This is a genomic window from Acinetobacter sp. 251-1 (genome assembly GCF_030329305.1).
GTDB classification, from domain to species: Bacteria; Pseudomonadota; Gammaproteobacteria; order Pseudomonadales; family Moraxellaceae; genus Acinetobacter; species Acinetobacter piscicola_A.
On the sequence record NZ_JACANS010000012.1, the window covers coordinates 95,769 to 120,613 of the forward strand.

23 protein-coding genes are annotated in these 24,845 nt (G+C 38.3%); 3 read left to right on the forward strand and 20 right to left on the reverse strand.

Features of this window, described 5'->3' with window-relative positions:
* Window positions 1-36: 36 nt before the first annotated feature.
* The 12 genes from dnaB to ppsA all read right to left on the reverse strand — a co-directional run bounded on the left by dnaB (window position 37) and on the right by ppsA (window position 12,327).
* Window positions 37-1,485: a replicative DNA helicase gene (gene dnaB / locus HX129_RS11550; protein WP_130073150.1), complete on the reverse strand. Its 1,449-nt coding sequence runs from the start codon at window positions 1,483-1,485 to the stop codon at window positions 37-39.
* Between the two features lie 177 nt (window positions 1,486-1,662).
* Window positions 1,663-2,109: a 50S ribosomal protein L9 gene (gene rplI / locus HX129_RS11555; RefSeq protein WP_065995237.1), complete on the reverse strand. Its 447-nt coding sequence runs from the start codon at window positions 2,107-2,109 to the stop codon at window positions 1,663-1,665.
* 9 nt (window positions 2,110-2,118) lie between these two features.
* Window positions 2,119-2,346 carry a 30S ribosomal protein S18 gene (gene rpsR, locus HX129_RS11560; RefSeq protein ID WP_004719336.1) on the reverse strand — a complete coding sequence of 76 codons (228 nt, stop codon included), beginning with the start codon at window positions 2,344-2,346 and terminating at the stop codon, window positions 2,119-2,121.
* Between the two features lie 11 nt (window positions 2,347-2,357).
* A complete protein-coding gene (gene rpsF / locus HX129_RS11565; RefSeq protein WP_035267614.1) occupies window positions 2,358-2,744 on the reverse strand; it encodes a 30S ribosomal protein S6 in 387 nt (128 codons plus the stop codon).
* Window positions 2,745-2,953: 209 nt separating this feature from the next.
* Complete coding sequence (locus tag HX129_RS11570; RefSeq protein ID WP_286434161.1) at window positions 2,954-3,556, reverse strand: HAD family hydrolase; 603 nt, start codon at window positions 3,554-3,556, stop codon at window positions 2,954-2,956.
* Window positions 3,557-3,745: 189 nt separating this feature from the next.
* Complete coding sequence (gene cyoE, locus HX129_RS11575) at window positions 3,746-4,624, reverse strand: heme o synthase (protein WP_130073152.1); 879 nt, start codon at window positions 4,622-4,624, stop codon at window positions 3,746-3,748.
* Between the two features lie 6 nt (window positions 4,625-4,630).
* On the reverse strand, window positions 4,631-4,960 hold the full coding sequence (gene cyoD / locus HX129_RS11580) for a cytochrome o ubiquinol oxidase subunit IV (RefSeq protein WP_065994860.1): 330 nt from the start codon (window positions 4,958-4,960) through the stop codon (window positions 4,631-4,633).
* On the reverse strand, window positions 4,960-5,580 hold the full coding sequence (cyoC, locus tag HX129_RS11585; RefSeq protein ID WP_130073153.1) for a cytochrome o ubiquinol oxidase subunit III: 621 nt from the start codon (window positions 5,578-5,580) through the stop codon (window positions 4,960-4,962). Before cyoC ends, cyoD begins: the two co-directional genes overlap by 1 nt.
* A 4-nt stretch (window positions 5,581-5,584) precedes the next feature.
* On the reverse strand, window positions 5,585-7,579 hold the full coding sequence (gene cyoB / locus HX129_RS11590; RefSeq protein WP_130073154.1) for a cytochrome o ubiquinol oxidase subunit I: 1,995 nt from the start codon (window positions 7,577-7,579) through the stop codon (window positions 5,585-5,587).
* 3 nt (window positions 7,580-7,582) lie between these two features.
* On the reverse strand, window positions 7,583-8,635 hold the full coding sequence (cyoA, locus tag HX129_RS11595) for a ubiquinol oxidase subunit II (protein WP_130073155.1): 1,053 nt from the start codon (window positions 8,633-8,635) through the stop codon (window positions 7,583-7,585).
* 305 nt (window positions 8,636-8,940) lie between these two features.
* Window positions 8,941-9,711: an RDD family protein gene (locus HX129_RS11600; RefSeq protein ID WP_174492388.1), complete on the reverse strand. Its 771-nt coding sequence runs from the start codon at window positions 9,709-9,711 to the stop codon at window positions 8,941-8,943.
* Window positions 9,712-9,951: 240 nt separating this feature from the next.
* Window positions 9,952-12,327, reverse strand: a complete 2,376-nt coding sequence (gene ppsA, locus HX129_RS11605; RefSeq protein WP_286436198.1) for a phosphoenolpyruvate synthase — start codon at window positions 12,325-12,327, stop codon at window positions 9,952-9,954.
* A 155-nt stretch (window positions 12,328-12,482) separates the two neighbouring features.
* Between ppsA and ppsR the strand changes: the two genes are divergently transcribed.
* Complete coding sequence (gene ppsR / locus HX129_RS11610) at window positions 12,483-13,319, forward strand: posphoenolpyruvate synthetase regulatory kinase/phosphorylase PpsR (RefSeq protein WP_111859556.1); 837 nt, start codon at window positions 12,483-12,485, stop codon at window positions 13,317-13,319.
* Window positions 13,320-13,865: 546 nt separating this feature from the next.
* On the opposite strand, the gene HX129_RS11615 is transcribed toward ppsR, so the two are convergent.
* The 4 genes from HX129_RS11615 to HX129_RS11630 all read right to left on the reverse strand — a co-directional run bounded on the left by HX129_RS11615 (window position 13,866) and on the right by HX129_RS11630 (window position 17,788).
* Window positions 13,866-14,642, reverse strand: coding sequence for a M48 family metallopeptidase (locus HX129_RS11615; protein WP_130073158.1), 777 nt, complete (start codon window positions 14,640-14,642; stop codon window positions 13,866-13,868).
* Between the two features lie 108 nt (window positions 14,643-14,750).
* Window positions 14,751-15,056, reverse strand: a complete 306-nt coding sequence (locus tag HX129_RS11620) for a hypothetical protein (RefSeq protein WP_130073159.1) — start codon at window positions 15,054-15,056, stop codon at window positions 14,751-14,753.
* Between the two features lie 173 nt (window positions 15,057-15,229).
* Window positions 15,230-16,549, reverse strand: coding sequence for an adenylosuccinate synthase (locus tag HX129_RS11625; protein ID WP_286434168.1), 1,320 nt, complete (start codon window positions 16,547-16,549; stop codon window positions 15,230-15,232).
* 72 nt (window positions 16,550-16,621) lie between these two features.
* Window positions 16,622-17,788 (reverse strand): ATP phosphoribosyltransferase regulatory subunit, encoded by a 1,167-nt coding sequence (locus HX129_RS11630; protein WP_286434170.1) that lies wholly within the window; start codon window positions 17,786-17,788, stop codon window positions 16,622-16,624.
* A gap of 300 nt (window positions 17,789-18,088) precedes the next feature.
* On the opposite strand from HX129_RS11630, the gene HX129_RS11635 reads away from it, so the two are divergent.
* Window positions 18,089-18,661 carry an RNA 2'-phosphotransferase gene (locus HX129_RS11635; protein WP_286434172.1) on the forward strand — a complete coding sequence of 191 codons (573 nt, stop codon included), beginning with the start codon at window positions 18,089-18,091 and terminating at the stop codon, window positions 18,659-18,661.
* Window positions 18,662-18,810: 149 nt separating this feature from the next.
* Here HX129_RS11635 and HX129_RS11640 read toward each other — a convergent pair whose 3' ends face one another.
* A complete protein-coding gene (locus tag HX129_RS11640; protein WP_180045118.1) occupies window positions 18,811-20,046 on the reverse strand; it encodes a pyridoxal phosphate-dependent aminotransferase in 1,236 nt (411 codons plus the stop codon).
* Between the two features lie 220 nt (window positions 20,047-20,266).
* Between HX129_RS11640 and HX129_RS11645 the strand changes: the two genes are divergently transcribed.
* Entirely contained in the window at window positions 20,267-20,449 is a 183-nt protein-coding gene (locus HX129_RS11645) for a hypothetical protein (protein ID WP_173911279.1), read from the forward strand.
* A gap of 357 nt (window positions 20,450-20,806) precedes the next feature.
* Here the strand turns inward: HX129_RS11645 and HX129_RS11650 are convergent, their stop codons facing one another.
* The 3 genes from HX129_RS11650 to HX129_RS11660 form a co-directional block, all read right to left on the reverse strand.
* Window positions 20,807-22,246, reverse strand: coding sequence for a sensor domain-containing diguanylate cyclase (locus HX129_RS11650; protein WP_286434177.1), 1,440 nt, complete (start codon window positions 22,244-22,246; stop codon window positions 20,807-20,809).
* 226 nt (window positions 22,247-22,472) lie between these two features.
* On the reverse strand, window positions 22,473-23,885 hold the full coding sequence (locus HX129_RS11655) for a GGDEF domain-containing protein (protein ID WP_130073166.1): 1,413 nt from the start codon (window positions 23,883-23,885) through the stop codon (window positions 22,473-22,475).
* 64 nt (window positions 23,886-23,949) lie between these two features.
* Window positions 23,950-24,732, reverse strand: a complete 783-nt coding sequence (locus tag HX129_RS11660) for an A1S_2505 family phage non-structural protein (protein ID WP_130073167.1) — start codon at window positions 24,730-24,732, stop codon at window positions 23,950-23,952.
* Between the last annotated feature and the right edge of the window lie 113 nt (window positions 24,733-24,845).

A 24,845-nucleotide genomic window follows, 5' to 3' on the forward strand; every position in this document is an offset into this window, starting at 1 on the left:
TAGGTTTAAAAAGTAAGCAAGATTTATGCTTCATTTTTACTCTTCATCATCATATTGTGCGTAATATTCAGGTGATAAATTACTAAAACGGGTATATTGACCTTCGAAAGCTAAACGAACAGAACCAATAGGGCCATTACGTTGTTTACCAATAATAATTTCCGCTGTGCCTGCTTCTTTTGATTCTTTGTTATAAACCTCATCACGATAAATAAACATAATCAAATCGGCATCCTGCTCAATCGCACCTGACTCACGTAAGTCTGACATGACAGGACGTTTGTTTGGACGGTTCTCTAAAGAACGGTTGAGCTGTGACAATGCGATCACTGGACATTGCATTTCTTTCGCCAGTGCTTTTAAGCTTCGTGAAATTTCACCGATCTCACCCACACGGTTATCACCCATGCCAGGCACTTTCATCAGCTGAAGATAATCGACCATGATACAGCCAAGCTTACCGCCATGTTGTTTGGCAATACGTCGTGCACGTGCGCGCATTTCTGTTGGGGGTAGGGCAGAAGAGTCATCGATATACAGATGCTTTTCTTGCAGTTGTAAAATGGTTCCTGTGACTTTTGACCATTCATCACCATCGAGTTTACCTGCACGTAAATGACCTTGGTGGACTTTACCGTATGAGGAAATCAAACGCATGGCGATGGAGTCGGCAGGCATTTCCATTGAAAAAACGAGGGCGGGTAAATCACAGTTAAAGAGAACACTTTCGACCAAATTCATGGCAAACGTGGTTTTACCCATCGATGGACGTGCTGCCACGATGATCATGTCACCTGCTTGCATGCCCGAAGTTTTATTATCAAGTTCAACAAAGCCTGTCGTTAAACCCGTGATATTACCTTCGAGTTGAGAAAGTTCATTGAGTTTGTCAAATACATCTGCTACAACCGAAGTAATCGGCTTTGGACCTTGTGCTTTGGCATTGTTATTATGTTGTTCAGCAATCGAGAAAATATTAGTTTCAGCTAAATCTAAAATTTCACTGACTTCACGACCTTTGGTGTCATAAGCATTTTGTAAAATTTCATTGCCCACTTTAATCATATTTCTTAAAGTCGCAAATTCACGAATTTTAGTGGCATAAGTTTCTAAGTTATAGAAACTTGCAGGAGAGTCTGCCATTAATTGAACAAGATATTCTTCACCACCAATCGCTTCGAGGAGATTTTGTTTGATTAGCCAGTCATTGACCAAAACGGCATCATAGGGTGAACCATCTTTGTTAAGTTGTTCAATGGCACGAAAAATATATTTATGGCGAGATGCATAAAAGTCATTTTCATGTAAAACATCACTGACTTGTTCAAACGACTCAGCAACGGTCATGAGTGCCGCAAGTACCGCTTGTTCAATGGCTAAATTATGCGGAGGCGTGCGAAATTCTTTGAGTTGTTGTGATGCCTCGGTAGATTTTGCATCTTTGTTAAAAGGAGTTGCAGAAGCTTTGGCTGGTGCCTGAGACATAGCGTGAGAACCTTTGGTCAAATGATTAGTCAGTTTGACTGTATTTATTCAAAATAGGCTAAGAGCATAACCTAAATAGGGTCATAAATGGGATATAAACTACGAAATAAAAAAGAGGTTAAAACGTGTAGATAAAAAAAGAGCATACTAAAGTATGCTCTTTTTTTTGGTACGAAATTACTCAGATACGATAGTAACGAGAACTTCTGCAACAACATCGTGATGCAATTGGATTGCGATGTTGAATTCACCAGTGTTACGAAGTGCACCGTTTGGTAAACGAACTTCTGCACGGTCAACTTCAAGACCAGCATTTGTTAACGCATCAGCGATGTCGCGCGTACCGATTGAACCGAATAATTTACCTTCGTCACCCGCTTTCGCAGTGATTACGATATTTACTTCGTTCAATTGGTCAGCACGAGCTTGAGCAGCAGCTAATACTTCAGCTTCTTGTTTCTCAAGTTCAGCACGACGTGCTTCAAAAGCAGCAGTATTTGCTTCAGTCGCAGCAACTGCTTTACCTTGAGGGATCAAGTAGTTACGGCCGTAACCAGCTTTAACTGATACTTTATCGCCTAATTTACCAAGATTTTTAATACGTTGTAATAAGATAATATCCACAGCTCAACCTCACTTATGATTGTCAGTGTAAGGAATCAACGCTAAGTAGCGAGCTTGTTTAATCGCAAGCGCTAATTGACGTTGGTAACGAGCTTTAGTACCTGTAATACGGCTAGGAACGATCTTGCCATTTTCAGTGATGTACTGTTTTAAAGTGTCGATATCTTTGTAGTCGATGTACGTAACGTTCTCAGCTGTAAAGCGGCAGAACTTGCGACGACGGTAAAAACGTGCCATGTGTGTTCTCCTTATGCTTCAGCAGAGTCTTGAGCTTGTTGTGCTTCTTCACGTTGAGCTTTACGCGCACGTTTTTCTTCAGCACTCTTAGCCAATAAAGACTCTTCAGTGATAGCGTTTTCACGACGAATAATAACGTTACGAAGAATAGCATCGTTGTAACGGAATAATTCTTCCAATTCGTTAAGCGTAGTTTGATTACATTCAACGTTCATTAAAATGTAGTGCGCTTTGTGAATTTTGTTAATTGGGTAAGCCAATTGGCGACGGCCCCAATCTTCAAGACGGTGAATTTGACCTTCAGCATCTTTAATGTGAGAGATATAGCGTTCTACCATACCTACCACTTGATCGCTTTGGTCTGGGTGTACCAGAATTACGATTTCGTAGTGACGCATTGTCAGCTCCTTACGGTTTATGCAGCCCCATCCAAATATGAATGAAGCAAGGAGTCACAACTGAACTGTAAACAGACAGGTTGTGTCGCAAAATTTGCGAGGGCTCATTATAGGAAAGTTTGCTATTAAATACAAATAAATCGTGAAATATTTATCAATACATCGTATTGAAGTGGAGAAAATATAAGTTAATGTCTTTTCCTTAGGTTTTATAAATAGTCGTTTAAAACATCATGTAACGTTTGACCATTTTTACGGTCAATTAATTTGGCAGACATCCCAAAGGCTGTTGGACCTTGAATATCCGCCAGTGGTGTATCACCAACAAATAAAACCTCTTCAGCTGTGCATTGAAGTTGATCTATAAAATATTGATAAATGGCAGGATCTGGTTTGCAAGCATGGACTTCATAACTCCATGCATATATGTCAATCTCTGTAATCAATGAACGAATGTGAATCCCATAAGGAGTTGCTGAATTGGAACACAGCACGATTTTATAACCATTTTCTTTTAGCTGGTTTAAGGTGGGAAGGGTATCTGCAAAAAGTTCAATTTGCGCTAATTCTGTCTGAAGTTCAGTATTGAGTTCATCTAAAAATGCTGGTGGAATTTGATAACCTAAATGTGTCGCAATGTCTTGAAAATCACCATTTATAGACATGACGGTGACAGCATCGCTTATTTGTGATGTATGTCCTTGCCTGTGTAACCATTGAATGAATTTTTTATAAGGGGATATTTTCTGTTTTATTCTAGCGAGTGTGCCAAAAACATCGAAAGCAATGACTTTGATCTGGTTTTGTGACATTGGATTGATCCTCTCATTTTATTGATATTTTATTTTCCAGTGTTTATATAAACTAAAAGACTTAGGGGGGCTTTGGAAGTTATTTTCAAGTGTGATTTATTGATGTATTTGAATTGATAAAAAAGAAAGGCTGAGTTTCTTTTGGTAAGAGATTACATTGATAAAAAAGATAGAGTGACCTCTATCTTTTTAAAACAGGGGTAAATGTGGTGCAGGGGAGGTGTAAGTAAAACTAAAGCTAAAACTTAAAGCCGTAATCAAAATTACTGAATATAAGAAATAACGTTTTGCCCAAACTTGGTCATTTTCAGCTTTGAAGCCAATAATCGACAGATAGACCCAATATGCAGACATCGCATTAAAGATAATCAAGAAGAAAATATTGGTATAGCCAAAACAATATAAACCATTCAACACCGCAGCAAACAAAATCACATAAATCAAACTTTCAACTTTAGTGCGATAAATTGAACGTGCCACAGGAAGGATGGGAACACCTGCATTTTTATAGTCATCAAAACGGTAAACTGCAATTCCCCATGAATGTGGCATTTGCCAAAGCGCATAAGCTAAGAAAACCAGTAGCGCAGCAACATCAAATTCATTTGAAACAGCGGTATAACCGATTACAGGAGGACTTGCACCAGAAATACTGCCAATCACAGTTTGGTGAATGGTTGTACGTTTTGTCCAAAGACTATAAAAAATCACATAAACGACAAAGCCCAATACCGCAAAGCCAAATGCGTAGGCGTTGACAAAAAACCACAACAAGCCAAAGCCTAAAAGACCTAAAACTGCTGAAAAGATTAAAGCAATTTGTGGGCTAATGGTTTTTTTGACTAAAGCACGGTTCATCGTGCGTTGCATTTTTTGGTCAATGTCTTGGTCAATGACATTATTCACTACACAACCTGATGCAACCACCAGTGTTGTACCGAGTAATGTAATGAGAAGTAAGAGGAAATCTACAGAACCTTGAGCGGCTAAGAAAAAGCCGCCCAAAGTGGTAACGAAGTTACCGAAGAGAATTCCTGGCTTAGTCAGGAATAAATACTTCTTCAACATGACACCCTAGAGCATCATGTTTGAATGTAAGTAGTTCATGATCCATACAGAACCAATCAGAAGAACTGCGATACACAAGATTGTGTAAATGAATGCAATTACGTTCCAACGTTGTTCTGATGAAGAGTTCATGTGCAAGAAGAAGACTAATTGAACAAGAACCTGTGCTACAGCTGTAATCGCAATGGTCGCTACAATTGCACCACGACCGAAGTCAGCTGGATGCATTGCCATATAGAATGGAACAATGGTCAGTAATACAGAAACAATAAAACCAATCGTATATTGTTTCACATTACCATGTGAAGCACCTGCAGAATTATGATCGTGACTCATTAGATAACTCCCATTAAGTAAACGACGCTGAATACACAGATCCAAACGATGTCAAGGAAGTGCCAGAACAAGCTTAAGCAAGCAAGACGACGTGTATTTGGTAGAGTCAAACCATTTTTCTTGATTTGAATCATTAACACGAGCATCCATACCAAACCAGAAGTCACGTGAATACCATGCGTACCCACTAGAGTAAAGAACGCAGATAAGAACGCACTCGTGCTTGGACCATGACCAGCATGAACTAAATGATTAAACTCATAAAGTTCCATACCGATAAAAGATGCACCAAATACCCAAGTAATTGCTAGCCAAGTTAAAACTTGACCTACATTTTTCTTGTATGAAGCAAGTACTGCAAAACCAAAAGTCACAGAAGAGATCAAGAGAGCAAAAGTTTCAGTTAAAACGAAACCTAAAGACTCACCAAATAAATCTTTTGGACTTGGTGTTCCAGGTGGAATATGACTGCTTAATACAGCGAACGCGATGAAGAGTGTACCGAATAAAATCAAGTCACTCATCAAGTAGGTCCAAAAACCAAAGACAGTGATGTCGGTATCATCGTGGTGATGATGTTCATCATGTCCATGGTTATCGTGATGAAGTACTTCAGCCATTGTCTTAGTCCTTCTTCAAGTGTTTTTCAAGTAAAGCATAACGTTCATTTTCGATACGTTCTACTTCAGCAGCAGGTACATAGTAATCCACTTTTTTCGTAAATGAACTTACGATGAAACTGATTACGGCACCTAAGAAAGTTGCAATAACAAGCCACCAGATGTGCCATACCAAAGCTAAGCCCATTACTGTGATGAACATTGCTATCACAAAGCCAGCAGCTCGGTCAGTTGGCATATGAATATCTTCATATTTCGTAGGACGTGCATATGCTACACCATTTTCTTTGTCATTCCAGAAAGTATCAATACCATTGATCTTAGGAAGTTGCGCAAAGTTATAGAATGGCGCAGGTGATGAAGTAGACCATTCAAGAACACGACCATCCCATGGGTCACCTGTGTGGTCCATGTTGTTTTCGCGTTGTAAGAAGCCCACAACAATTTGCATAACGAAGCAGAAGATACCAATTGCAACAAGGATAGAACCAAAGAATGCAATTGCAAGGTATGGATCCCATTCAGGGTTGTCATATGTATTCAGACGACGAGTCATACCCATGAAACCAAGGATATAAAGTGGCATGAATGCAAAATAGAAACCGAAGAACCAGAACCAGAAAGAAGCTTTGCCCCAAGTTTCATTTAACTTCCAACCAAACATTTTTGGCCAGTAGAAAGTGATCCCTGCGAACATACCGAATACCACACCACCAATAATTACGTTATGGAAGTGAGCAATCAAGAATAATGAGTTGTGTACTAAGAAGTCAGCTGGTGGAACAGCCATTAATACACCAGTTAAACCACCGATACCGAAAGTCACAAGGAAGCCAAGTGTCCAGTACATTGGTGATGTAAATGTAATACGACCTTTATACATGGTGAATAACCAAGAGAAGATTTTCACACCTGTAGGGATCGCAATAATCATGGTCATGATACCGAAGAACGCGTTAACGTTGGCACCAGCACCCATCGTAAAGAAGTGGTGTAACCATACCACGAACGCAAGAACTGTGATCGCGATAGTCGCATATACCATTGATTTGTAACCAAACAATGTTTTGCGAGAGAATGTTGAAACGATTTCTGAGTAAATACCAAAAGCAGGTAGGATCAGAATATATACTTCTGGGTGACCCCAAGTCCAAATCAAGTTCACATATAGCATTGGGCTACCGCCAAGCTCATTGGTGAAGAAATGGAAATCGAAGTAACGGTCAAGCGTTAACATTGCAATTGTTGCAGTTAACACAGGGAAAGATGCAATGATCAATACTGCTGTACAAAGTGCAGTCCAAGTAAAGATCGGCATATCCATAAGACCCATGCCAGGTGCACGCATTTTGATGATGGTAACAAAGAAGTTAACACCTGTTAAAAGCGTACCTAAACCTGAAACCTGAAGTGCCCAGATATAGTAGTCAACCCCAACACCAGGAGAATATTGAATACCTGAAAGAGGAGGATAAGCCATCCAACCTGTTGCAGCAAATTCACCCAATACAAGTGATGCCATCATCAGACCCGCAGCACCAGCAAATAACCAGAAGCTTAAAGAGTTCAATAATGGGAATGCAACGTCACGTGCACCAATTTGTAAAGGTACAGTGATGTTCATCATACCAACAACAAGACCCATTGCTACGAAGAAGATCATGATCACGCCATGCGCGGTAAAGATCTGGTCGTAATGGTCAGGATGTAAGTAACCTTCACCGCCACCTTTTGCAAGGAACAGTTGAAGACGCATCATGATCGCATCCGCGAAACCACGCACAAGCATGACAACAGATACGATAATATACATGATACCAATTTTTTTATGGTCTACAGAAGTGAACCAAGTATTCCACAAGTAGCCCCATTTTTTAAAATAGGTGATACCACCAAGAAGCGCAGCAGCACCGATTGCCATGATGATCATGGTCACCAGTACGATAGGCTCTTGATAAGGGATCGAGTCCCAGTTGAGTTTACCGAATAATACAGACATGTCTTATTCCTCTACTGAAGCAGTTGCATGTTCAGCATTAACATGTTCAGCGCCCGCTTGCGCAGAATGATCTGCACCGTGGTAGTTGCTCATGTATTTATTGATAATGCTTTCGAACAAATTAGGCTCAACTGAAGAATAGTAAGTTACAGGATACGGCTTAGTAGGGAATGGACCTTTACGTTCAGCTTCTTCTGCAAGTGCTTTTTCTTCTGGAGTATGCGCATTTTTGACCATGTTCTCAATCTGATGTTTTGAACGGTCACCATCTTTAAGCGCTGCAAACTCTGCTGCATCTAAAACAGTTTTTTGTTGAGCTTCAGGATTAATTGAAGTTCCTTGACCTGTTTTAACTGCTTCTACCCAGCTGTTGAATTCTGGTTCAGTAACAGAATGAGCCAAGAAGCGCATTTGTGTGAAACCATAACCACTATAGTTAGAAGAGAAACCACGATATACGCCAGTTTCATCAGCTAATACGTGTAACTGAGTTTGCATACCTGCCATTGCATAAATTTGACCTGCTAACTTAGGAATGAAGAAAGAGTTCATTGTAAAGTTAGAGGTAATTCTAAAGTTAACTGGCGTTTTTTCAGGGAAACGAATTTCGTTAACAGTTGCAATTTGTTGTTCAGGATAGATAAAGATCCATTTAAACTGTTCAGCAATAACTTGAATAGTTACAGGCGCTTTGTCAGATTCGAGCGGACGGTATGGGTCATATTTATGTGAACCCCACCATGTTAAATACGCAAGAATACCAATAATAATTACAGGAACACCCCATACTACAATCTCAATTGCAGTTGAATGTGCCCATGTAGGTTTATAGTCTGCGTCTTTATTCGATGCGCGATATTTCCAACCAAACCACAATGCCATAATGATCGAAGGAATTACAACCAATAGCATTAAATAGATCGCAGTCATCATCAGGTTACTTTGACCTTCAGCAACTGGACCTTTAGAGTTTAGAAGTACCATATCACCACCACACCCTGTTAAAAGTGCGGCAATCGTAGATAAAGACAATACAGCTAAAATCGTTTGTCTCATTTTACAACCTCGGTGAAGAGTCCCATTCCCTATTAAATATGGGATAGCGATTAAAGTGTCGCATGATTGAAAATGACTATTAATTACAAATAGTAAACATTCTCAATGATCTGACACCCAGACGTTGTAGGGCATTATGCCTCATATCAACAAACTTAGCTATATGTAAAAAGGCTTTAAATAACTGTAACAAAAACCAATTTTTTTACTCGGATTTATTTGTTTATCTAGTATTTTGTATTTTCAAATCAAAGCTATAGCATTAAAAAAGGATGCATTTGCATCCCTTAAAAAAAACTAAAAAATTATTGCTTAATGACTTTGGTCTTAACTAACTTATCATGTAAAGTTTGTCGTTTTTTACTGAATGCGAATAACAAATCGACAATCGCAAATAAACCTAAAAAGCGATAAATCACAATAAACAAAATCGAACGTAAAACGAACACGCGTAAAAAGCTGACCTTTTCATTGCTTTCTTCATCGACAATTTTAATTTTTAATGCTTTTTTACCAATGCTTTGTCCGGATTTTGAAAGAAAATAAGCTTGTACTGCTAACATGATAAAAATATAACCAAACATTGCAATCCATGCTTGATCAGGGAAGAGTGCAAGCATTTGCGATTGGATTTCCAAAACTTGATTGACATCATTGCTTTGTGCTTTGCTCAGCATTTGGTCTTGCAAACTAGTAAGCTTTTGAATTTCGGTGGTGTTTAAAAATAAGCCTAAAATAATTGATGTGGGTAACCAAAGTAAAAGGTCAATAATTTTGGCAAAAAAACGAGAATGCAATGGTGCAAGTTCAACATTTTGCTGTGTTTTGCTAGATTGGGTTGGTGTAGACGTATTTGAAAAAGGCTCAGTTTTATTCAATGAAATAGGAGCCGTATAACCTACAGGTTCATAAACAAGTTTACCTTGCGTAAGTTCACCCAAAGCTTTCCATTCCGTCATTCCTTGATGCCAAGCCAAATCGGTGAGTAAGATTTGTTGGTCGGCAAGCATTTGGTTGACTTGCTCTAGTGTATATGGTCCAGCCTGTTGATTATTTCTCGCCAAGTAAATTTGCATAAAGCGTCATTCTCAAAAAATCTAAAACGTAAAAATTGTAGATAAATAGGTATATCGTAGCATTAAATTAACCCATCTACTTTTTTGAACCCTTATGTATACTCGATTTTTCATCTGATGAAAATTAAATTTACATCAAATTTAAAATATCGATGAAAAATAAAAAAATTTACTAGAACTTATTATTTATGTTTACACATAAAAAAAGACCCTACGAGAGGGTCTTTTTATTGCGCTTAATTAAGCTTTAGATTTTTCTTCAGCAAGGAAGAACCAAGTGTCGAGCACTGAGTCAGGGTTCAATGAAACTGATTCAATACCTTGTTCCATGAGCCATTTTGCAAGATCTGGGTGATCGGAAGGACCTTGACCACAGATCCCTACATATTTACCTGCTTTACGACATGCATGGATTGCCATAGAAAGTAATACTTTCACAGCAGCATCACGCTCATCAAACAAGTGAGATACGATACCAGAGTCACGGTCTAGACCAAGTGTTAACTGAGTTAAGTCATTAGAACCGATTGAGAAACCATCAAAGTGTTCAAGGAATTGTTCAGCCAATAATGCATTGGTTGGTAATTCACACATCATGATCACTTTAAGACCATTTTCACCACGTTTTAAGCCATTTGCAGCCAATAATTCAATCACACGTTTCGCTTCGTTTACTGTACGAACGAAAGGAATCATGATTTGAATGTTGGTTAAGCCCATTTCGTCACGTGCTTTTTTCAACGCACGGCATTCAAGCTCAAAACAGTCACGGAAGTTGTCTGATACATAACGGCTTGCACCACGGAAGCCTAACATTGGGTTTTCTTCTTCAGGTTCGTACAATTTACCGCCGATCAAGTTCGCATATTCGTTAGATTTAAAATCTGACATACGAACAATGACAGGTTTGTCAGCAAATGCAGCAGCAAGTGTAGAAATACCTTCAACTAATTTTTCAACATAAAATTCGATCGGTGAAGAGTAGCCCGCAGTACGTGCCATAACAGCAGCGCGAGTTTCACGAGGTAAGCTGTCAATGTTCAACAACGCTTTAGGATGCACACCGATCATACGGTTGATGATGAATTCTAAACGCGCTAGACCAATACCTGCGTTTGGAATTTGTGCAAAGTCAAATGCACGGTCAGGGTTACCGACGTTCATCATTACTTTAAATGGAAGTGCAGGCATAGACTCAATTGAGTTACGTTGAATTTCAAAATCTAATGCACCTTCATAGATAAAGCCAGTATCACCTTCGGCACAAGAAACAGTCACTTCTTGACCATCAGTGAGGACTTCAGTTGCGTTACCACAGCCTACAATCGCAGGAACACCTAATTCACGTGCAATAATTGCAGCGTGACAAGTACGACCACCACGATTCGTTACGATTGCAGCAGCACGCTTCATCACTGGTTCCCAGTCTGGGTCAGTCATGTCAGATACAAGAACGTCACCTGGTTGTACTTTGTCCATTTCTTTAATAGACGTAACAATACGCACTTTACCAGAACCGATACGTTGACCGATTGAACGACCTTCACAAAGCACTGTACCTTTTTGTTTAAGTAGGTAGCGTTCCATTGTGCCAACATTTTCACGGCTTTTTACTGTTTCAGGACGCGCTTGAACGATATAGATTTGACCGTCATCACCGTCTTTCGCCCATTCGATGTCCATTGGCGCTTTATAATGCTCTTCAATAATGAGGGCTTGTTTAGCCAATTCTTGAAGTTCTAGATCATTTAAAGCAAATTGTTGACGTTCAGCTTTTTCAACGTCGACCACAACAACAGATTTACCTGCAGCACCTTCTTCACCATAAATCATTTTTTGGTGTTTAGAGCCAAGGTTACGACGGATTACTGAATGTTTACCTGCACGTAGAAGTGGTTTAGAAATATAGAATTCGTCAGGGTTGACTGCACCTTGTACTACCATTTCACCCAAGCCATAAGAAGCTGTGATAAATACAGCTTCACGGAAACCAGACTCTGTATCCAGTGTAAACATGACACCTGCAGCACCTGTTTCAGAACGTACCATGCGCTGAACACCTGCAGATAATGCAACAATGTCATGTGCAAAGTTTTGGTGTACACGGTAAGCAATCGCACGGTCATTATAAAGTGATGCAAATACTTCTTTGATCGCGATCAGAACGTTGTCGATTCCACGGATGTTTAAGAACGTTTCTTGTTGACCTGCGAATGAGGCATCAGGCAAGTCTTCGGCAGTTGCAGAAGAACGTACAGCAACGGCAATGTTTGGATTACCATTTGAAAGTGCAGTGAAAGCTTCACGGACTTCTTGTTCAAGTCCTGCTGTAAGTGGAGTATCTACAATCCATTGACGAATTTTTGCGCCTGTTTCAGCAAGTGCGTTTACATCGTCAACATTTAATGTTGCAAGTTCAGCATTAATTTTAGCATTAAGACCGCTTTGCTCTAGGAATTCACGATAAGCGTCAGCAGTTGTTGCAAATCCACCAGGTACGGATACACCAGCATTTGCTAAATGACTGATCATTTCTCCAAGTGAAGAGTTTTTACCACCCACGATCTCAACGTCGTGTTTCCCTAGTTTTTCTAGACCGATTACGCGTGCTTCCAAAGTTGTTACTCCACTTATGCAGTATTAATCACTATCTTGGCGTGAAATTATAACAAAAAACTCAGCTTTTTGATTCAACTAAGTCATAGTCATGTAAGATGGGCATTACTATAAAGATTATACATCGCTAAGACAAATGTTTGAGGAGATTTTTAATGTCAGAAAGTAACCAAATAAAGCGTAGCGTTTTTTTTATTTCTGATGGTACTGCGATTACTGCTGAAACCCTTGGGCACTCATTGTTAGCACAATTTCCTCATGTCAAGTTTGATATACATATTATTCCATATATTAGCTCTGAAGAAGCAGCCATGAATGTGGTAGAGGAAATCAATATTCGCGCAGAAAAGGACGGTCAACAACCTTTAGTTTTTGATACCTTAGTTGACCCTTATGTGCGAGATATTATTAATACTGCAAATGCTGTAAATCTTGATGTTTTTGAAGGACTTATTAGTAAGTTGTCAGATGTTTTGGGTACACAACCTACAACTTTAGTCGGACAAACCCATGCGGTGACCGATTCTGAGTCCTATAAGGCGCGTATTGATGCTGTGCATTTTGCTTTGGATAATGATGATGGCGCCCGCACTCGCCACTATGATAAAGCAGATTTAATCTTGATCGGTGTATCCCGTTCAGGTAAAACTCCAACCTCAATTTATTTGTCATTACAATTTGGAATTCGTGTTGCAAATTATCCACTTACGGAAGAAGATTTGGATGATAATCGCTTGCCAGCAGTGCTGAAAGAGCATAAACATAAGTTGTTTGGATTGATGATTGATGCTGAACGTTTGGTTGCAATTCGTACTGAACGTAAGGCAAATAGTCGCTATGCAAGTTTTTCACAATGTCAAATGGAACTACGTGCAGTTGAAGGAATTTACATTTCTGAAGGAATTAAATACTTAAATGTATCAGAAATGTCAATCGAAGAAATCTCGACGCGTATTTTACAGATGACAGGTTTGAAACGTAGAATTGTTTAAATAAAATACAATTTTATGGTTGTTTTAGGTGGAAAAAGCTGAATGTAAATTCAGCTTTTTTGATTAAAATGATCAATTTTATAATATAAAATTTCTATTAATTTGAGTGTGAAAATTAACTTTTTGAGGTATTTTTTTGTTTAATAAATAGGCATTTTATGTCAAGAATCTCGGTAAGTTTAAAGTGATATTACTTAAAAAAATAGCTCATAATTATATAAGAAATGGTATTAGTATTATTTATTATGATATTAAGTATCACAACTATTTAAAATCTAAATAGTGGAAATCGCAAAATAGAATCATTTTTGTATATTAAATGCACAATTTTTTAAAAAGAAATTATCTAAAATAAGTGTTGTAATTTTTTGATGCGATAAAAAATCATTTTTTAGTCCATGTCCAATGGTATTAATTCTCATGAAGCTGTATTGAAAGATAATAATGAGCTGATTACATCAATTTATGTGCAAAATCCTCATTAAAAAACCGAGCAAAAGAGGCTCGGTTTTTGTAAAAAGCAAAGTTTCTATCTTGAGTGGATCGTTAACGTTTATTGTAAATTGCTTGTGCCGCAGGTAGGTTTTCACGCATTGCAGCGATACGTTGAGCGTTAGATGGGTGGGTAGATAAGAATGATGCACCACCTGCACCTTCTAATTTATTCATTTTTTCCCAAAGTGTAATGGCAGCTTGCGGGTTATAGCCTGCTTTTGCCATCAGCATTAAACCACCTTGGTCGGCACGACTCTCTAAGCTACGTGAATAAGGTAAACCCACGCCAACTTGTGAGCCTAATTGTGCTGCAGCTGTACCAAGTTGACCTACACGATCACCTGCTGCACTTAAGCCAATTTGTAAGGCTAAATCAGTCAATGCTTGCGCACCAATTTTACTTTTTGCATGTTCTTCTAAGGCATGAATCATTTCATGTCCCATGACAGCTGCAATTTCAGCATCGGTGAGTGCTAATTTATTGACAATGCCTGTATAAAATACAACTTTACCCCCTGGGGCAACATAAGCATTGACTTGGTCTGATTTGAGTACAGCCAATTGCCAATCAAATTTTGTCCCTGTTTGGTTCATTTGATCTGCATAAGGTTTTAAACGTAAAAATACTGCATTGATACGTTTGTAGGTCGAGGATGATGTATCCAATGTCTTATTGCTGCGTGCTTCTTGCACAGTTTTATTAAAACCTTGCGTTGCTGCAACATTGAGTGTTGCGCTATCGGCACCTGCCATATCAGCCATGGTGGTACAGCCAGAAAGCGAAATTAAACCTGCTGCACAAATGCCCATCATGAGTTTATTATTCATTATAATGTGCTCCAACAAATATAAAGTAATAAGTATGATTATATTGATTTTAGCTGTGAACGAGTATGTAAAATTGCTTCATAATCATAGTATTTGTGTAAATTTCACTTATAAAAACTGAATTATTAACCAATACACTAGGCATAGGGCATCAAGGACGAAATAGAATGTGCATAGGGGTTTAATTTTTTCATTTAGATTGGGCTTGTTGCGATGAAAAAAGATGATGCTGTTTTGAATGAGAATAATCGGAATCAAAAGGCATGCTAATGAAATTGTTAAACTTAACAGAACATTTTGAATAATTTCAGGGTTATTGGTTTGTGCTTGGATGATTAACATCGCCAGTGTTGGTGCCCCCCCGATGGCAAAGAGGGATGAATAAAAAATGGTTCCTGAAATATTTTTTTGCATTCCATATTCTCAAAATTTTAGTAGGGAAAAATCAGATTTAAGATTTATTGTAACAAGCTCATGCACAGGATATAAGGCATAAAGCGTCTAACTTTAGTCTTGAATTTTCACATATTTTTATTAAGGCAAAAAAAGAGCCTCATAGAGAGGCTCTTTTTAAAAACTGATCTGTATTAAGCATCAAATGGATGACGTAATACGATTGTTTCATCACGGTCAGGACCAGTTGATACGATGTCGATTGGACATTCGATCAATTGTTCAATACGTTTGATATAGTTGATTGCATTTTCAGGCAATTGATCAAGTGATTTTGCACCGAAAGTAGATTCAGACCAACCTGGCATTGTTTCATAAATTGGTTTTAAAGTTTCAAATGCAAGCGCATCAGAAGAACCCACACAACCAGAGTCAGCAGCTTCATAACCTACACAGATTTTTACTTCTTCTAAACCATCTAAAACGTCAAGTTTAGTTAAGCAAATACCAGAAAGTGAGTTTACATCAACTGAACGGCGTAAGATTTCAGCGTCAAACCAACCACAACGACGTTGACGACCTGTAGAAGCACCAAACTCAGCACCTACAGTACCGAGGTGTTTACCAATTGCATCGCCCACATCGTTCGCAGCGTCATAAACCAATTCTGTTGGGAATGGACCTGAACCAACACGTGTTGTGTAAGCTTTAGTAATACCCAATACATAGTCAAGGTGCAAAGGACCTAAACCAGAACCCGAGCTTACACCACCCGCAGTTGTATTTGATGAAGTTACATATGGATATGTACCGTGATCCACGTCAAGAAGTGAGCCTTGAGCACCTTCAAACATCACGTTTTGACCATTTTTGCGGTAATTATGTAATTCAGTTGTGACATCAATCACTAACGGAGCAACCACTTCACGCCATTGGTCACAAAGTGCAATTACGTCTTCAACTTTAACTGCTTCAACACCAAAGAATTGAGTTAACTGGAAGTTATGGTACTCAAGTAACTCTTCAAGTTGTGCTTTAAGATGTTCGCCACCACGGACTAAATCTGCAACACGGATCGCACGACGAGCAACTTTATCTTCATACGCAGGACCAATACCACGACCTGTCGTACCGATTTTCGCATTACCACGTTTTTTCTCGCGTGCTTGGTCTAACGCAATGTGATGCGGAAGAATCAAAGGACAGTTTGGAGAAATACGTAAACGCTCACGAACAGGAACACCTTCTTTTTCAAGAATGTCCATTTCTTTGATCAAAGCTTCAGGAGAAAGTACAACACCATTCCCAATTAAGCACAGTACGTTTTCACGTAAAATACCAGATGGAATGAGGTGAAGAACTGTTTTCTTACCACCTACGACGAGCGTATGACCTGCGTTATGTCCACCTTGATAACGAACAACCGCAGCCGCCTGATCTGTGAGCAGGTCAACGATTTTACCTTTACCTTCGTCGCCCCATTGGGTACCAAGTACCACAACATTCTTGCCCATAATAGCCTCATTACATCATGCTGTTAAAATTGAAAACCACACACCAATGACATGAACATTGGTGTGAAGCGATTAAATTTGTTCGACTTTCCATTCACCTGCAACATTCACTAACTGATGTGTTGCATTGGGAACTGATGTTAAGTCATCTTCACCTAATAACTGGATTACGCTTAGACCGTTGTGACGTACTTGTGCAATTGCGGCAAGTAGAGCAGTGTCTGTGCCTTTAGGTGCAACAACTTGCTTCATTGCTTGGAATTGACCTGCGCTGAGTGCATATAAGTCACACGAGAAACCTGTTGCAGGGCGTGCACGACCAAAGTGCTCGCCAATACCATCATAACGACCGCCCTGTGCTAATGGTGCAGCACGATTTGGTGCATACACGGCATACATTAAGCCTGTGTGATAATGATATGAGCGTAACTCAACAACATCGATGCCGATGTGAAGATTTGGCCAGCGTGCTTGAATTTCTGCTTGTGTGGTTGCGAGTGCATTGAAGGCTTGCTTAAATGCTTCGTCTTGTAAAATTTCAGCACTTAAATTGCTTTGTAATGCAGTTAAATCACTTGCATAACGACCTAAAGCATAAAAATCTGAACCGAATTTTAATGCTTGGGTAAATTCGGCAAGTTCTGGGAGTGCTTTACGTTGATATAAATCTGAAAGTTGACGCTCAGTGGTTTTGCTCAAATTGGCATGTTTTACTAAACTGCGGAATAAACCGACATGCCCTAAATCGAGATGAACACCTTCAACTAAATTTGCGGTTTCGATCAAACTGAGCATGACATCGATCATTTCAACGTCCGCGTCAATGCTGTCCGAACCAAATAACTCTGCACCCAACTGAAGTGGGGCACGTGTGGTATTAAAACCCTGTGGTTTAGTATGAAGTACTGTTCCTGCATAGCAGTAACGAGCCACACCTTCTACTGGATGTACATGCGCATCAATACGAGCCACTTGTGGTGTCATATCGGCACGCACACCAAGTAAACGACCTGAGAGTTGGTCGATGACTTTAAAAGTGGCTAAGTCTAAATCTTGATTCGATTCTGAAAGAGAAGAGAGAGATTCGATGTATTCGATAAACGGCGTGTACACCAATTGATAACCTCGAGAAGCGAGGAAATCTAAAGCGCTACGGCGCAAAGTTTCAATTACTTGCGCTTGCTCTGGTAATACATCAGCTACACCATCAGGTAATAACCATGTCTCTGAAATGGGCATGTTGTAAACCTAAATCCTGTCAGCGCGGAAGTAATCCGCATAAAAAAATCGGGAGCACACCCGATTTCTCTTATTTTAGCACGATCATTGTTGCTCTGCATTAGACTTTTGCAGAAAAGATGCTTTTCGGTGCTAATTAAATCTTTTTTGTGGGTAGAAAATTGATATTTTAAATTTTATATATAAAATTTGAAATCTTTAATGTTCGAATTTATGACGTGATAGTTGATCACTTTAGACTGTTTACTTAACTAATAATGTGTCATAATAACACTATATTTTAAAAAATAGAAAACAAAAATGAAACCGAATGAAAAAGCAATTCGACAACGCAGTAAATTTTTAAGCCTTGTCCTGCGTCATCAGCCTGCAAGTATTGGTATACAACTCGATCGCGAAGGTTGGACAGACATCCAAATTCTCCTCAGTCAAATGAGTAAGCATCGGCAAAAAATGAGTTTTGGTGAATTACTTGATATTGTAGAAAATAATGATAAAAAGCGCTTTCAATTTTCCGCAGATGGTCAAAAAATTCGCGCAGTGCAGGGACACTCTTCTGCACAAGTACAACGTGATTACAACCCTATTACTCCGTCCGATGTGCTTTACCACGGCACAGCAACGCGCTTTGTTGAGTGCATTTTACAACAGGGTTTAATCGCAGGTACCCGGCATCATGTGCATTTATCAGCAGATTTAGTCACTGCTAGGAAAGTCGGTCAACGACATGGCAAAGTGGTGATTTTTCAAGTTGATAGCATTCAAATGCATCAAGATGGCTTCAAATTTTATCAAGCTGAAAATGGTGTTTGGTTGACTGAGCATGTACCCGTCAGCTATTTAAAAATATTAGACAATGACTGGAGCAAATGATCTCATTAAAAAGAGATTGAAATTTTTATCTCATTAGCTGTTGAGTGGTATTTTTGATTTTTGAACAGCTAAAATAATTTTGAATGAATGTTCTTTATGCAATAAAAAAATCCGCCAACGTTGACGGATTTTTTACTTGAATCTTTAAATTATTTTGCAGCTTTTTCAGCAGCAATTGAAGCAATCGCAGCGTCTACGCCTTCGATTGAGTCAGCGGCTTTTTTGATACGCGCAAGTGCATCAACTAACACTTCGTCAGCAGTTGCATAAGAAATACGCATGTAACCACCTAAACCGAATGCATCACCCGGAACAACGGCAACACCAGTTTCTTCCAACAACCACGCAGAGAATTCTGTGCAAGATTTTAAACCTTTGGCACGAATCAATGGACGGATGTTTGCATAGGCATAGAATGCACCGTCAGCAGGAAGGCAAGTAATACCGTTGATGTCGTTTAAGCCTTTAACCACTAAGTCATGACGACGTTTGAATGCTTCAATCATTGGCTCAAGAACGTCTTGAGGACCATTTAATGCAGCTTCAGCAGCAACTTGTGAAATTGAAGTTGGGTTTGAAGTTGATTGTGATTGGATTTTTTTCATCGCACCGATGAGCTTAGCAGGGCCTGCTGCATAACCAATACGCCAGCCTGTCATTGCATATGCTTTAGATACACCGTTAAGCACGATCACGCGGTCGTAAAGGTCTGGTGCAACAGTTGCAATGTTATAGAACTCATCATCCCAACGGATTGGTTCATACATATCATCAGACGCAACCATAACTTCAGGGTATTTACGAAGCACTTCAGCCAAAGCTTCTAATTCAGCTTTAGTGTAGATCATACCTGTTGGGTTTGAAGGGCTGTTCAATACCACTAAACGAGTTTTGTCTGTGATTGCTGCTTCAAGCTGCGCTGGTGTGATTTTGAAGCGTTGTTCTTCACCACACTTCACAATAACAGGCACGCCTTCAGCGATGATCACCATATCAGGATAGCTTACCCAGTAAGGTGCAGGGATGATCACTTCATCACCTTTGTTTAACAAAGCAAGTGCCAAGTTAAAGAAAGATTGTTTACCACCACAAGACACCAAAATTTGGTTTGCAGCGTATTCTAAGTTGTTATCACGTTTTAATTTCGCAATGATTGCTTTTTTAAGGCCAGGCGTACCGTCAACAGCAGTGTATTTGGTAAAACCATTATTAATCGCTGCAATTGCTGCGTCTTTGATGTGTTGTGGGGTATCAAAATCAGGTTCACCAGCGCCCAAGCCAATAACATTCTTGCCAGCCGCTTTGAGTTCAGCAGCTTTATTGGTCACAGCAAGCGTTGGAGACGGTTTGATGGCATTTACACGATCAGAGAGACGTACGTCCACGGCAGTATTCCTTCTTATAGGGATTTAAAAATAAAAAGCACATTATCATAGCTTAAAAAGCTGCTTTGAGTCGCCCGAAATTTAAGCAAATTCGCCAAATAATCACGAAAATCAAACTTTAATGTATCAATAAAATACAAATGAATATGAATGTGGATGAGAACTCGCATCATTTCTAAAATTTTCGTACAATATGCGCAGTTAAAATTGAGTGAATCTGATGAGCACCCAAAATACTCCCAAGAAAAAAGCTGTGGCAAAGTTACCTTTCCCAGTGAAACAAGCCAATGATGCCAAGCCAGCAGATGAGGATGTGGAGGGCATGCGCCCAAAACCACAACAATATGCAGATCGGACATGGATGCCACCGCGTGGTACACGCCGTTCGATGGGTAAGCGTTAATAAAAAACAGGCAATTGCCTGTTTTTTTTATCTATGATTTTTTACTCTCCATAATGATATTCGATATTTAATTTTTTTTAGCTGCTATTTTAGTTGTGTTTCTCGTTGGTCTGAGCTGTGACGGGTTGATCAGGAGAAATGAGTGAATGTCGGGGGCTTTGTGATCGCTGGTTATTTCCCTTTTGAGATTTTAGTTGATCATATTCAACCTCAATCAAAGCTTGAATCATATTTTCTTGACGAGGTGTGATGAGTTGAGCAAAAGTATGTGAACTTATTCAATAAAATAGAAACAACAGACAAGGTTTCATGACTTTTATTTTCATTTTTAAACGACATTAATATAGAGCATATAGTTTAGGGGATAAGGTTTAAATTTGCATAATATGCTTTTTTCTTTTGATACATAAAATGATCGGCACGTTTAAGCATGTGTTCAATGGTTTCGGTGTCTTGTGTTGTCGCATAGCCAATAGCAATGTTAATCGGTTGAGAAGCATAATATTGATTATCAATATTGAGTAATTCTTTAACAATTAACTTTTGATTTTTAACCATTTCCTCATCTGCACCTGCCATTAAAATAACGAATTCATCGCCACCAATGCGTGATGCTGAGAATGGGGTGTTGGTAATCGCACGATTTAAAAGATTACCCATGCGACGCAGTTGTTCATCACCAACATCGTGTCCAAATTCATCATTGATATATTTTAAGCCATTCATATCAATGAAAATTGCAGAGACTGGGCGAACTAAACTGCGTTCTAAACGGTTAATTTCTTCGGTATAAAAAGAACGATTGGTCAGTTTGGTGAGTACATCATGTTTACCTAGATACTCTAAGTAACTTTCAGCTTTTTTACGCGCTGTAATATCTGTCAGGGCGAGTTGCACTAAACCCCAATTGTCTTCATAACCAGGAAAAACGGTAAATTGCAGCAACACATGACGAATAGAACCATCTAAAGCATAATTGATGGCTTCACGCTGATGATGAATATTGCCATTCCAGAGCTCGATGAGTTGTTCACGAAAAGTTTGGTGCATTTCTTTAGATAAAACTTTATGTAAATTTTTAAATAAAGTGTCTTTATCTGGGGCTTTTAATAAATCTAAAGTAGCTTGATTGACATCAAGTAAAATAATGTCATCGACACATTGATTAATAAAATCTGCATGTACATCTAAAAAAGTGACAAAATCGTCAATTCCGAGTCTACGTAATTGGTCAAGTCGCATTTTAACTCGGCTAAAATCTTCTACCCATAAGGACGTTGGGGAATAAATAAAACGTGACTCTGCCAAACGACGATTTTTTTCTTCTAAACGACACGCATTTTGATAGTCGCTAATGTCTTCTGTGGTAAGTAAAACACGTGATAAATCGTGTTGTGCATCGGGCAAAACCACACCACGTAGTTTGATGTCTAATTTTTTACCTGAAATAGTATAATTGGTGGTCGTACTTGAAAACTCTGTTTCACCTTGCCATAAAGCGACTAGCTCTGAAATATGTGAAGGAAACATTTCTTGCTGAAAAATAATATGTAAATTTTCACATAAATGTTGTTGATCTTGTGCTTCAAAAACCGCTAAGGTTTTAGGGTTGACTTGTAAAATTTTAATTTTATGGGCGCATTGGGTCACCCGTTCTAAATCTTCTTCTAAAAAAGCTTTTAAATCTGTGATGCCTTGCTCTTGCCAAATTTCAAACTGTTTTTTAACGTCACTATAGTCTTCTAACCACATAGGAATAGGTGAAAGATTAAAAATTGATGATTCTAAAATCTCCATTTTATATTCCTAGTAATTGAATGAGTTTGTTGAGTGATGTTGGAAATATATCATTAATTATAATGTGATAGCAAAGAACTTTAGAGTGAAAAATGAGATTTAAGCCTCATTTTATTAAAGTTATATGGTTATATTTAATTGATATTAAATTTACGTTAACAATTTGTTTAGAATATATTTATAATCAACATAGCGTGAAAAATCACATAACAAACTCATGTAAAATTCAAGAACGATAATTTTGATAATACTGATTTTTTTGTTCATACATGTCTAAGTCGGTCATACGGACTAAATTTTCAATATTCGGCTCGGCATCTGTACATCCAATACCTGCAGCAACACTGATTATGGTATGTTCATGCAGTCGATTATCTTCGTTAATATAATCCTGAATTTTTTCAAATAATTGATAAGCCATGCTGGCCGTGGCTTGTGGCATTAAAATCACGAATTCATCTCCCCCAATGCGAGAAATAGAATAAGCTGTATTTTCCGTAGCTTTACGTAAAATATTGGCAAAACGTTTTAACAATAAGTCACCACAGTGGTGACCTTTAAGGTCATTAATGGTTTTGAGTCCATTAATATCTAAATAAATACATGCAGTTGGGAAAACTGTTTCGTGTTGTAAGCGTTTTATTTCAGCATTAAAAAAGTTACGGTTATATAACTGTGTGAGTTCATCGCGATGACTCATAAATTCTAAATATTCTTCAAGTTGTTTACGTGCGGTAAAATCGGTATAGGCGATTTGTACCGTATCCCATGTGTGATGTGCATTTGGGAAAATCATAAATTGTTCACGCACATGAATGGTTTTGTCATCTAAGGTTTTATATTCACAGTCACGTTCTAAATGGTAATGTTCTTGCCATAAATACAGGAGTTCATTTTGAAAATGCTGTTTGCTATTTTCATTCAACAATGTATGTATGTTTTGATAAAAATGCTGTTTACTGCTGGCATGAAAAAGATTTAATAAAGCTTGATTGACATCAATAGAACGAATGTTTTGGAAGCACAGCATTAAAAAATCAGGCTGTTGTTGTAAATAAAGCTCTAAATTTTGAACACCTTGAGTTTGTAACTGAGTAAATAATGTTTTGATCCCGCTATAATCTTTGACCCAAAGTGCCGTAGGTGAGTGAATAAATAATGATTCTGCAAAACGGCGTGCATTTTGATAGTCAGATACATTTTCAGTCGTGAGCAATAAGCGTTCCCAACTGTCTTCATAACCCGGTAGAACACTGGCTTTAAGCAAAATATCAATTTGTTTACCTTTGCAGGTAAAGTTAATTGAAGGGCAGATGCATTGTGCTTCTTTATTCCAAAGAGCAACAAAGAATTTGACTTTTTCAATGCTAATTTTTTCGTAATGCAAGCGTGCAAAACTTTCTAAGATTTCATTTAAATCTGCTGCATCATACAACTCTAAAGTACTTTGATTGACCTGAATAGTCTTGATCACCCTCAAACAAGGTTGTAAACGTTCAGGGTCTTCTAATAAATATTGTTCTAAATCTTCAATACCTTCATCTTGCCATTGTTGGAAGATTTTTTTGACCGCACTAAAATCTTGAATCCACATTGCCATGGGAGCTAAGTTGAAAATGGATAAATTAATCTCTCCCATCGTAAAACTCCTTTAAATTTGTATGATTCAAGTGATATAAAAATTATGTAATAAAAGTAAATAACTATTTTTGAGCATGGTGCGCTGCCTTGGGAGGCATGATCGCTTTTTGCCCTTGCCAAGCTTCTATGAAATCATGTTCATTGATATTATACAATTCTAAAATTGCTAAAATAACACCTCCTAGTGTTTTCGTTTCATCACTGCGTAAGTCTAATTCTAAAACATGTTTATTGTTAAGTGTATTTAAAATATCACTAATTTCATAGCTACGATCACGCCCATTACTGTCGGTTGGGTACATTGGGGTATTGATCACGATTTGTGCTAATGCTTTTTCAGCTTCACTAAGATCTAAAGCTTGTACGGCTTGCGCAATATCTTCATTAAAAATAACAGAACTTTGAATAAAAGACTGCAATACATGTTGGTTGAGTTTAGGCAGTGTTTTTTCGACAAAAGGGCGAAAAGATATTGGAAAAATAACATTGTGTGAAATGCCTTTAAACATTGGGGCAATTTCTTCAACTTTATAACCAGCAACCCCACAGCCAACCGCAGTCACAAAATATTTGGTTTTAAGATGATTTTTGGTATAAATTTTAAAATCTTCAACATAATGTTGTATTTGTGATAAGGGCATTTGTTGTAAATGCTCATTCATGGTTGGAATGGCAAAACTTTGACCTGCCCAACCTCGTCCTACACCTTTGGTGGCTCCAAAATGATGGAGTGCGATTTTTGCTGCACCACCTTGATGTGTACCTGCCATATTACTGCCAAAAACAAAAACCGTATCTTCAGGTAAGTTTTTAATAATACTTTCATCATGATATTGATAAGTCATTTTGCTATAATTCCATAATATGGCTATGCTTCATGTTGCAATTGAATTGGGCAATGGTCAAGTGATCTGATGATGATATTGAAAGAAAATAACATATTGAAAATAAAAAAGAG

Excerpts from the sequence above, each read along its gene's own strand:
- HX129_RS11625 (WP_286434168.1), bottom strand. The coding sequence starts at position 16,549 with ATGGGCAAGAATGTTGTGGTACTTGGTACCCAATGGGGCGACGAAGGT.
- HX129_RS11615 (WP_130073158.1), bottom strand. The coding sequence starts at position 14,642 with ATGAATAATAAACTCATGATGGGCATTTGTGCAGCAGGTTTAATTTCG.
- cyoC (WP_130073153.1), bottom strand. The coding sequence starts at position 5,580 with ATGGCTGAAGTACTTCATCACGATAACCATGGACATGATGAACATCAT.
- ppsR (WP_111859556.1), top strand. The coding sequence starts at position 12,483 with ATGTCAGAAAGTAACCAAATAAAGCGTAGCGTTTTTTTTATTTCTGAT.
- HX129_RS11645 (WP_173911279.1), top strand. The coding sequence starts at position 20,267 with ATGAGCACCCAAAATACTCCCAAGAAAAAAGCTGTGGCAAAGTTACCT.
- rpsR (WP_004719336.1), bottom strand. The coding sequence starts at position 2,346 with ATGGCACGTTTTTACCGTCGTCGCAAGTTCTGCCGCTTTACAGCTGAG.
- HX129_RS11570 (WP_286434161.1), bottom strand. The coding sequence starts at position 3,556 with ATGTCACAAAACCAGATCAAAGTCATTGCTTTCGATGTTTTTGGCACA.
- rpsF (WP_035267614.1), bottom strand. The coding sequence starts at position 2,744 with ATGCGTCACTACGAAATCGTAATTCTGGTACACCCAGACCAAAGCGAT.
- HX129_RS11630 (WP_286434170.1), bottom strand. The coding sequence starts at position 17,788 with ATGCCCATTTCAGAGACATGGTTATTACCTGATGGTGTAGCTGATGTA.
- cyoD (WP_065994860.1), bottom strand. The coding sequence starts at position 4,960 with ATGAGTCACGATCATAATTCTGCAGGTGCTTCACATGGTAATGTGAAA.
- HX129_RS11650 (WP_286434177.1), bottom strand. The coding sequence starts at position 22,246 with ATGGAGATTTTAGAATCATCAATTTTTAATCTTTCACCTATTCCTATG.
- HX129_RS11635 (WP_286434172.1), top strand. The coding sequence starts at position 18,089 with ATGAAACCGAATGAAAAAGCAATTCGACAACGCAGTAAATTTTTAAGC.
- HX129_RS11660 (WP_130073167.1), bottom strand. The coding sequence starts at position 24,732 with ATGACTTATCAATATCATGATGAAAGTATTATTAAAAACTTACCTGAA.
- HX129_RS11600 (WP_174492388.1), bottom strand. The coding sequence starts at position 9,711 with ATGCAAATTTACTTGGCGAGAAATAATCAACAGGCTGGACCATATACA.
- HX129_RS11655 (WP_130073166.1), bottom strand. The coding sequence starts at position 23,885 with ATGGGAGAGATTAATTTATCCATTTTCAACTTAGCTCCCATGGCAATG.
- cyoE (WP_130073152.1), bottom strand. The coding sequence starts at position 4,624 with ATGTTGAAGAAGTATTTATTCCTGACTAAGCCAGGAATTCTCTTCGGT.
- HX129_RS11620 (WP_130073159.1), bottom strand. The coding sequence starts at position 15,056 with ATGCAAAAAAATATTTCAGGAACCATTTTTTATTCATCCCTCTTTGCC.
- cyoA (WP_130073155.1), bottom strand. The coding sequence starts at position 8,635 with ATGAGACAAACGATTTTAGCTGTATTGTCTTTATCTACGATTGCCGCA.
- cyoB (WP_130073154.1), bottom strand. The coding sequence starts at position 7,579 with ATGTCTGTATTATTCGGTAAACTCAACTGGGACTCGATCCCTTATCAA.
- dnaB (WP_130073150.1), bottom strand. The coding sequence starts at position 1,485 with ATGTCTCAGGCACCAGCCAAAGCTTCTGCAACTCCTTTTAACAAAGAT.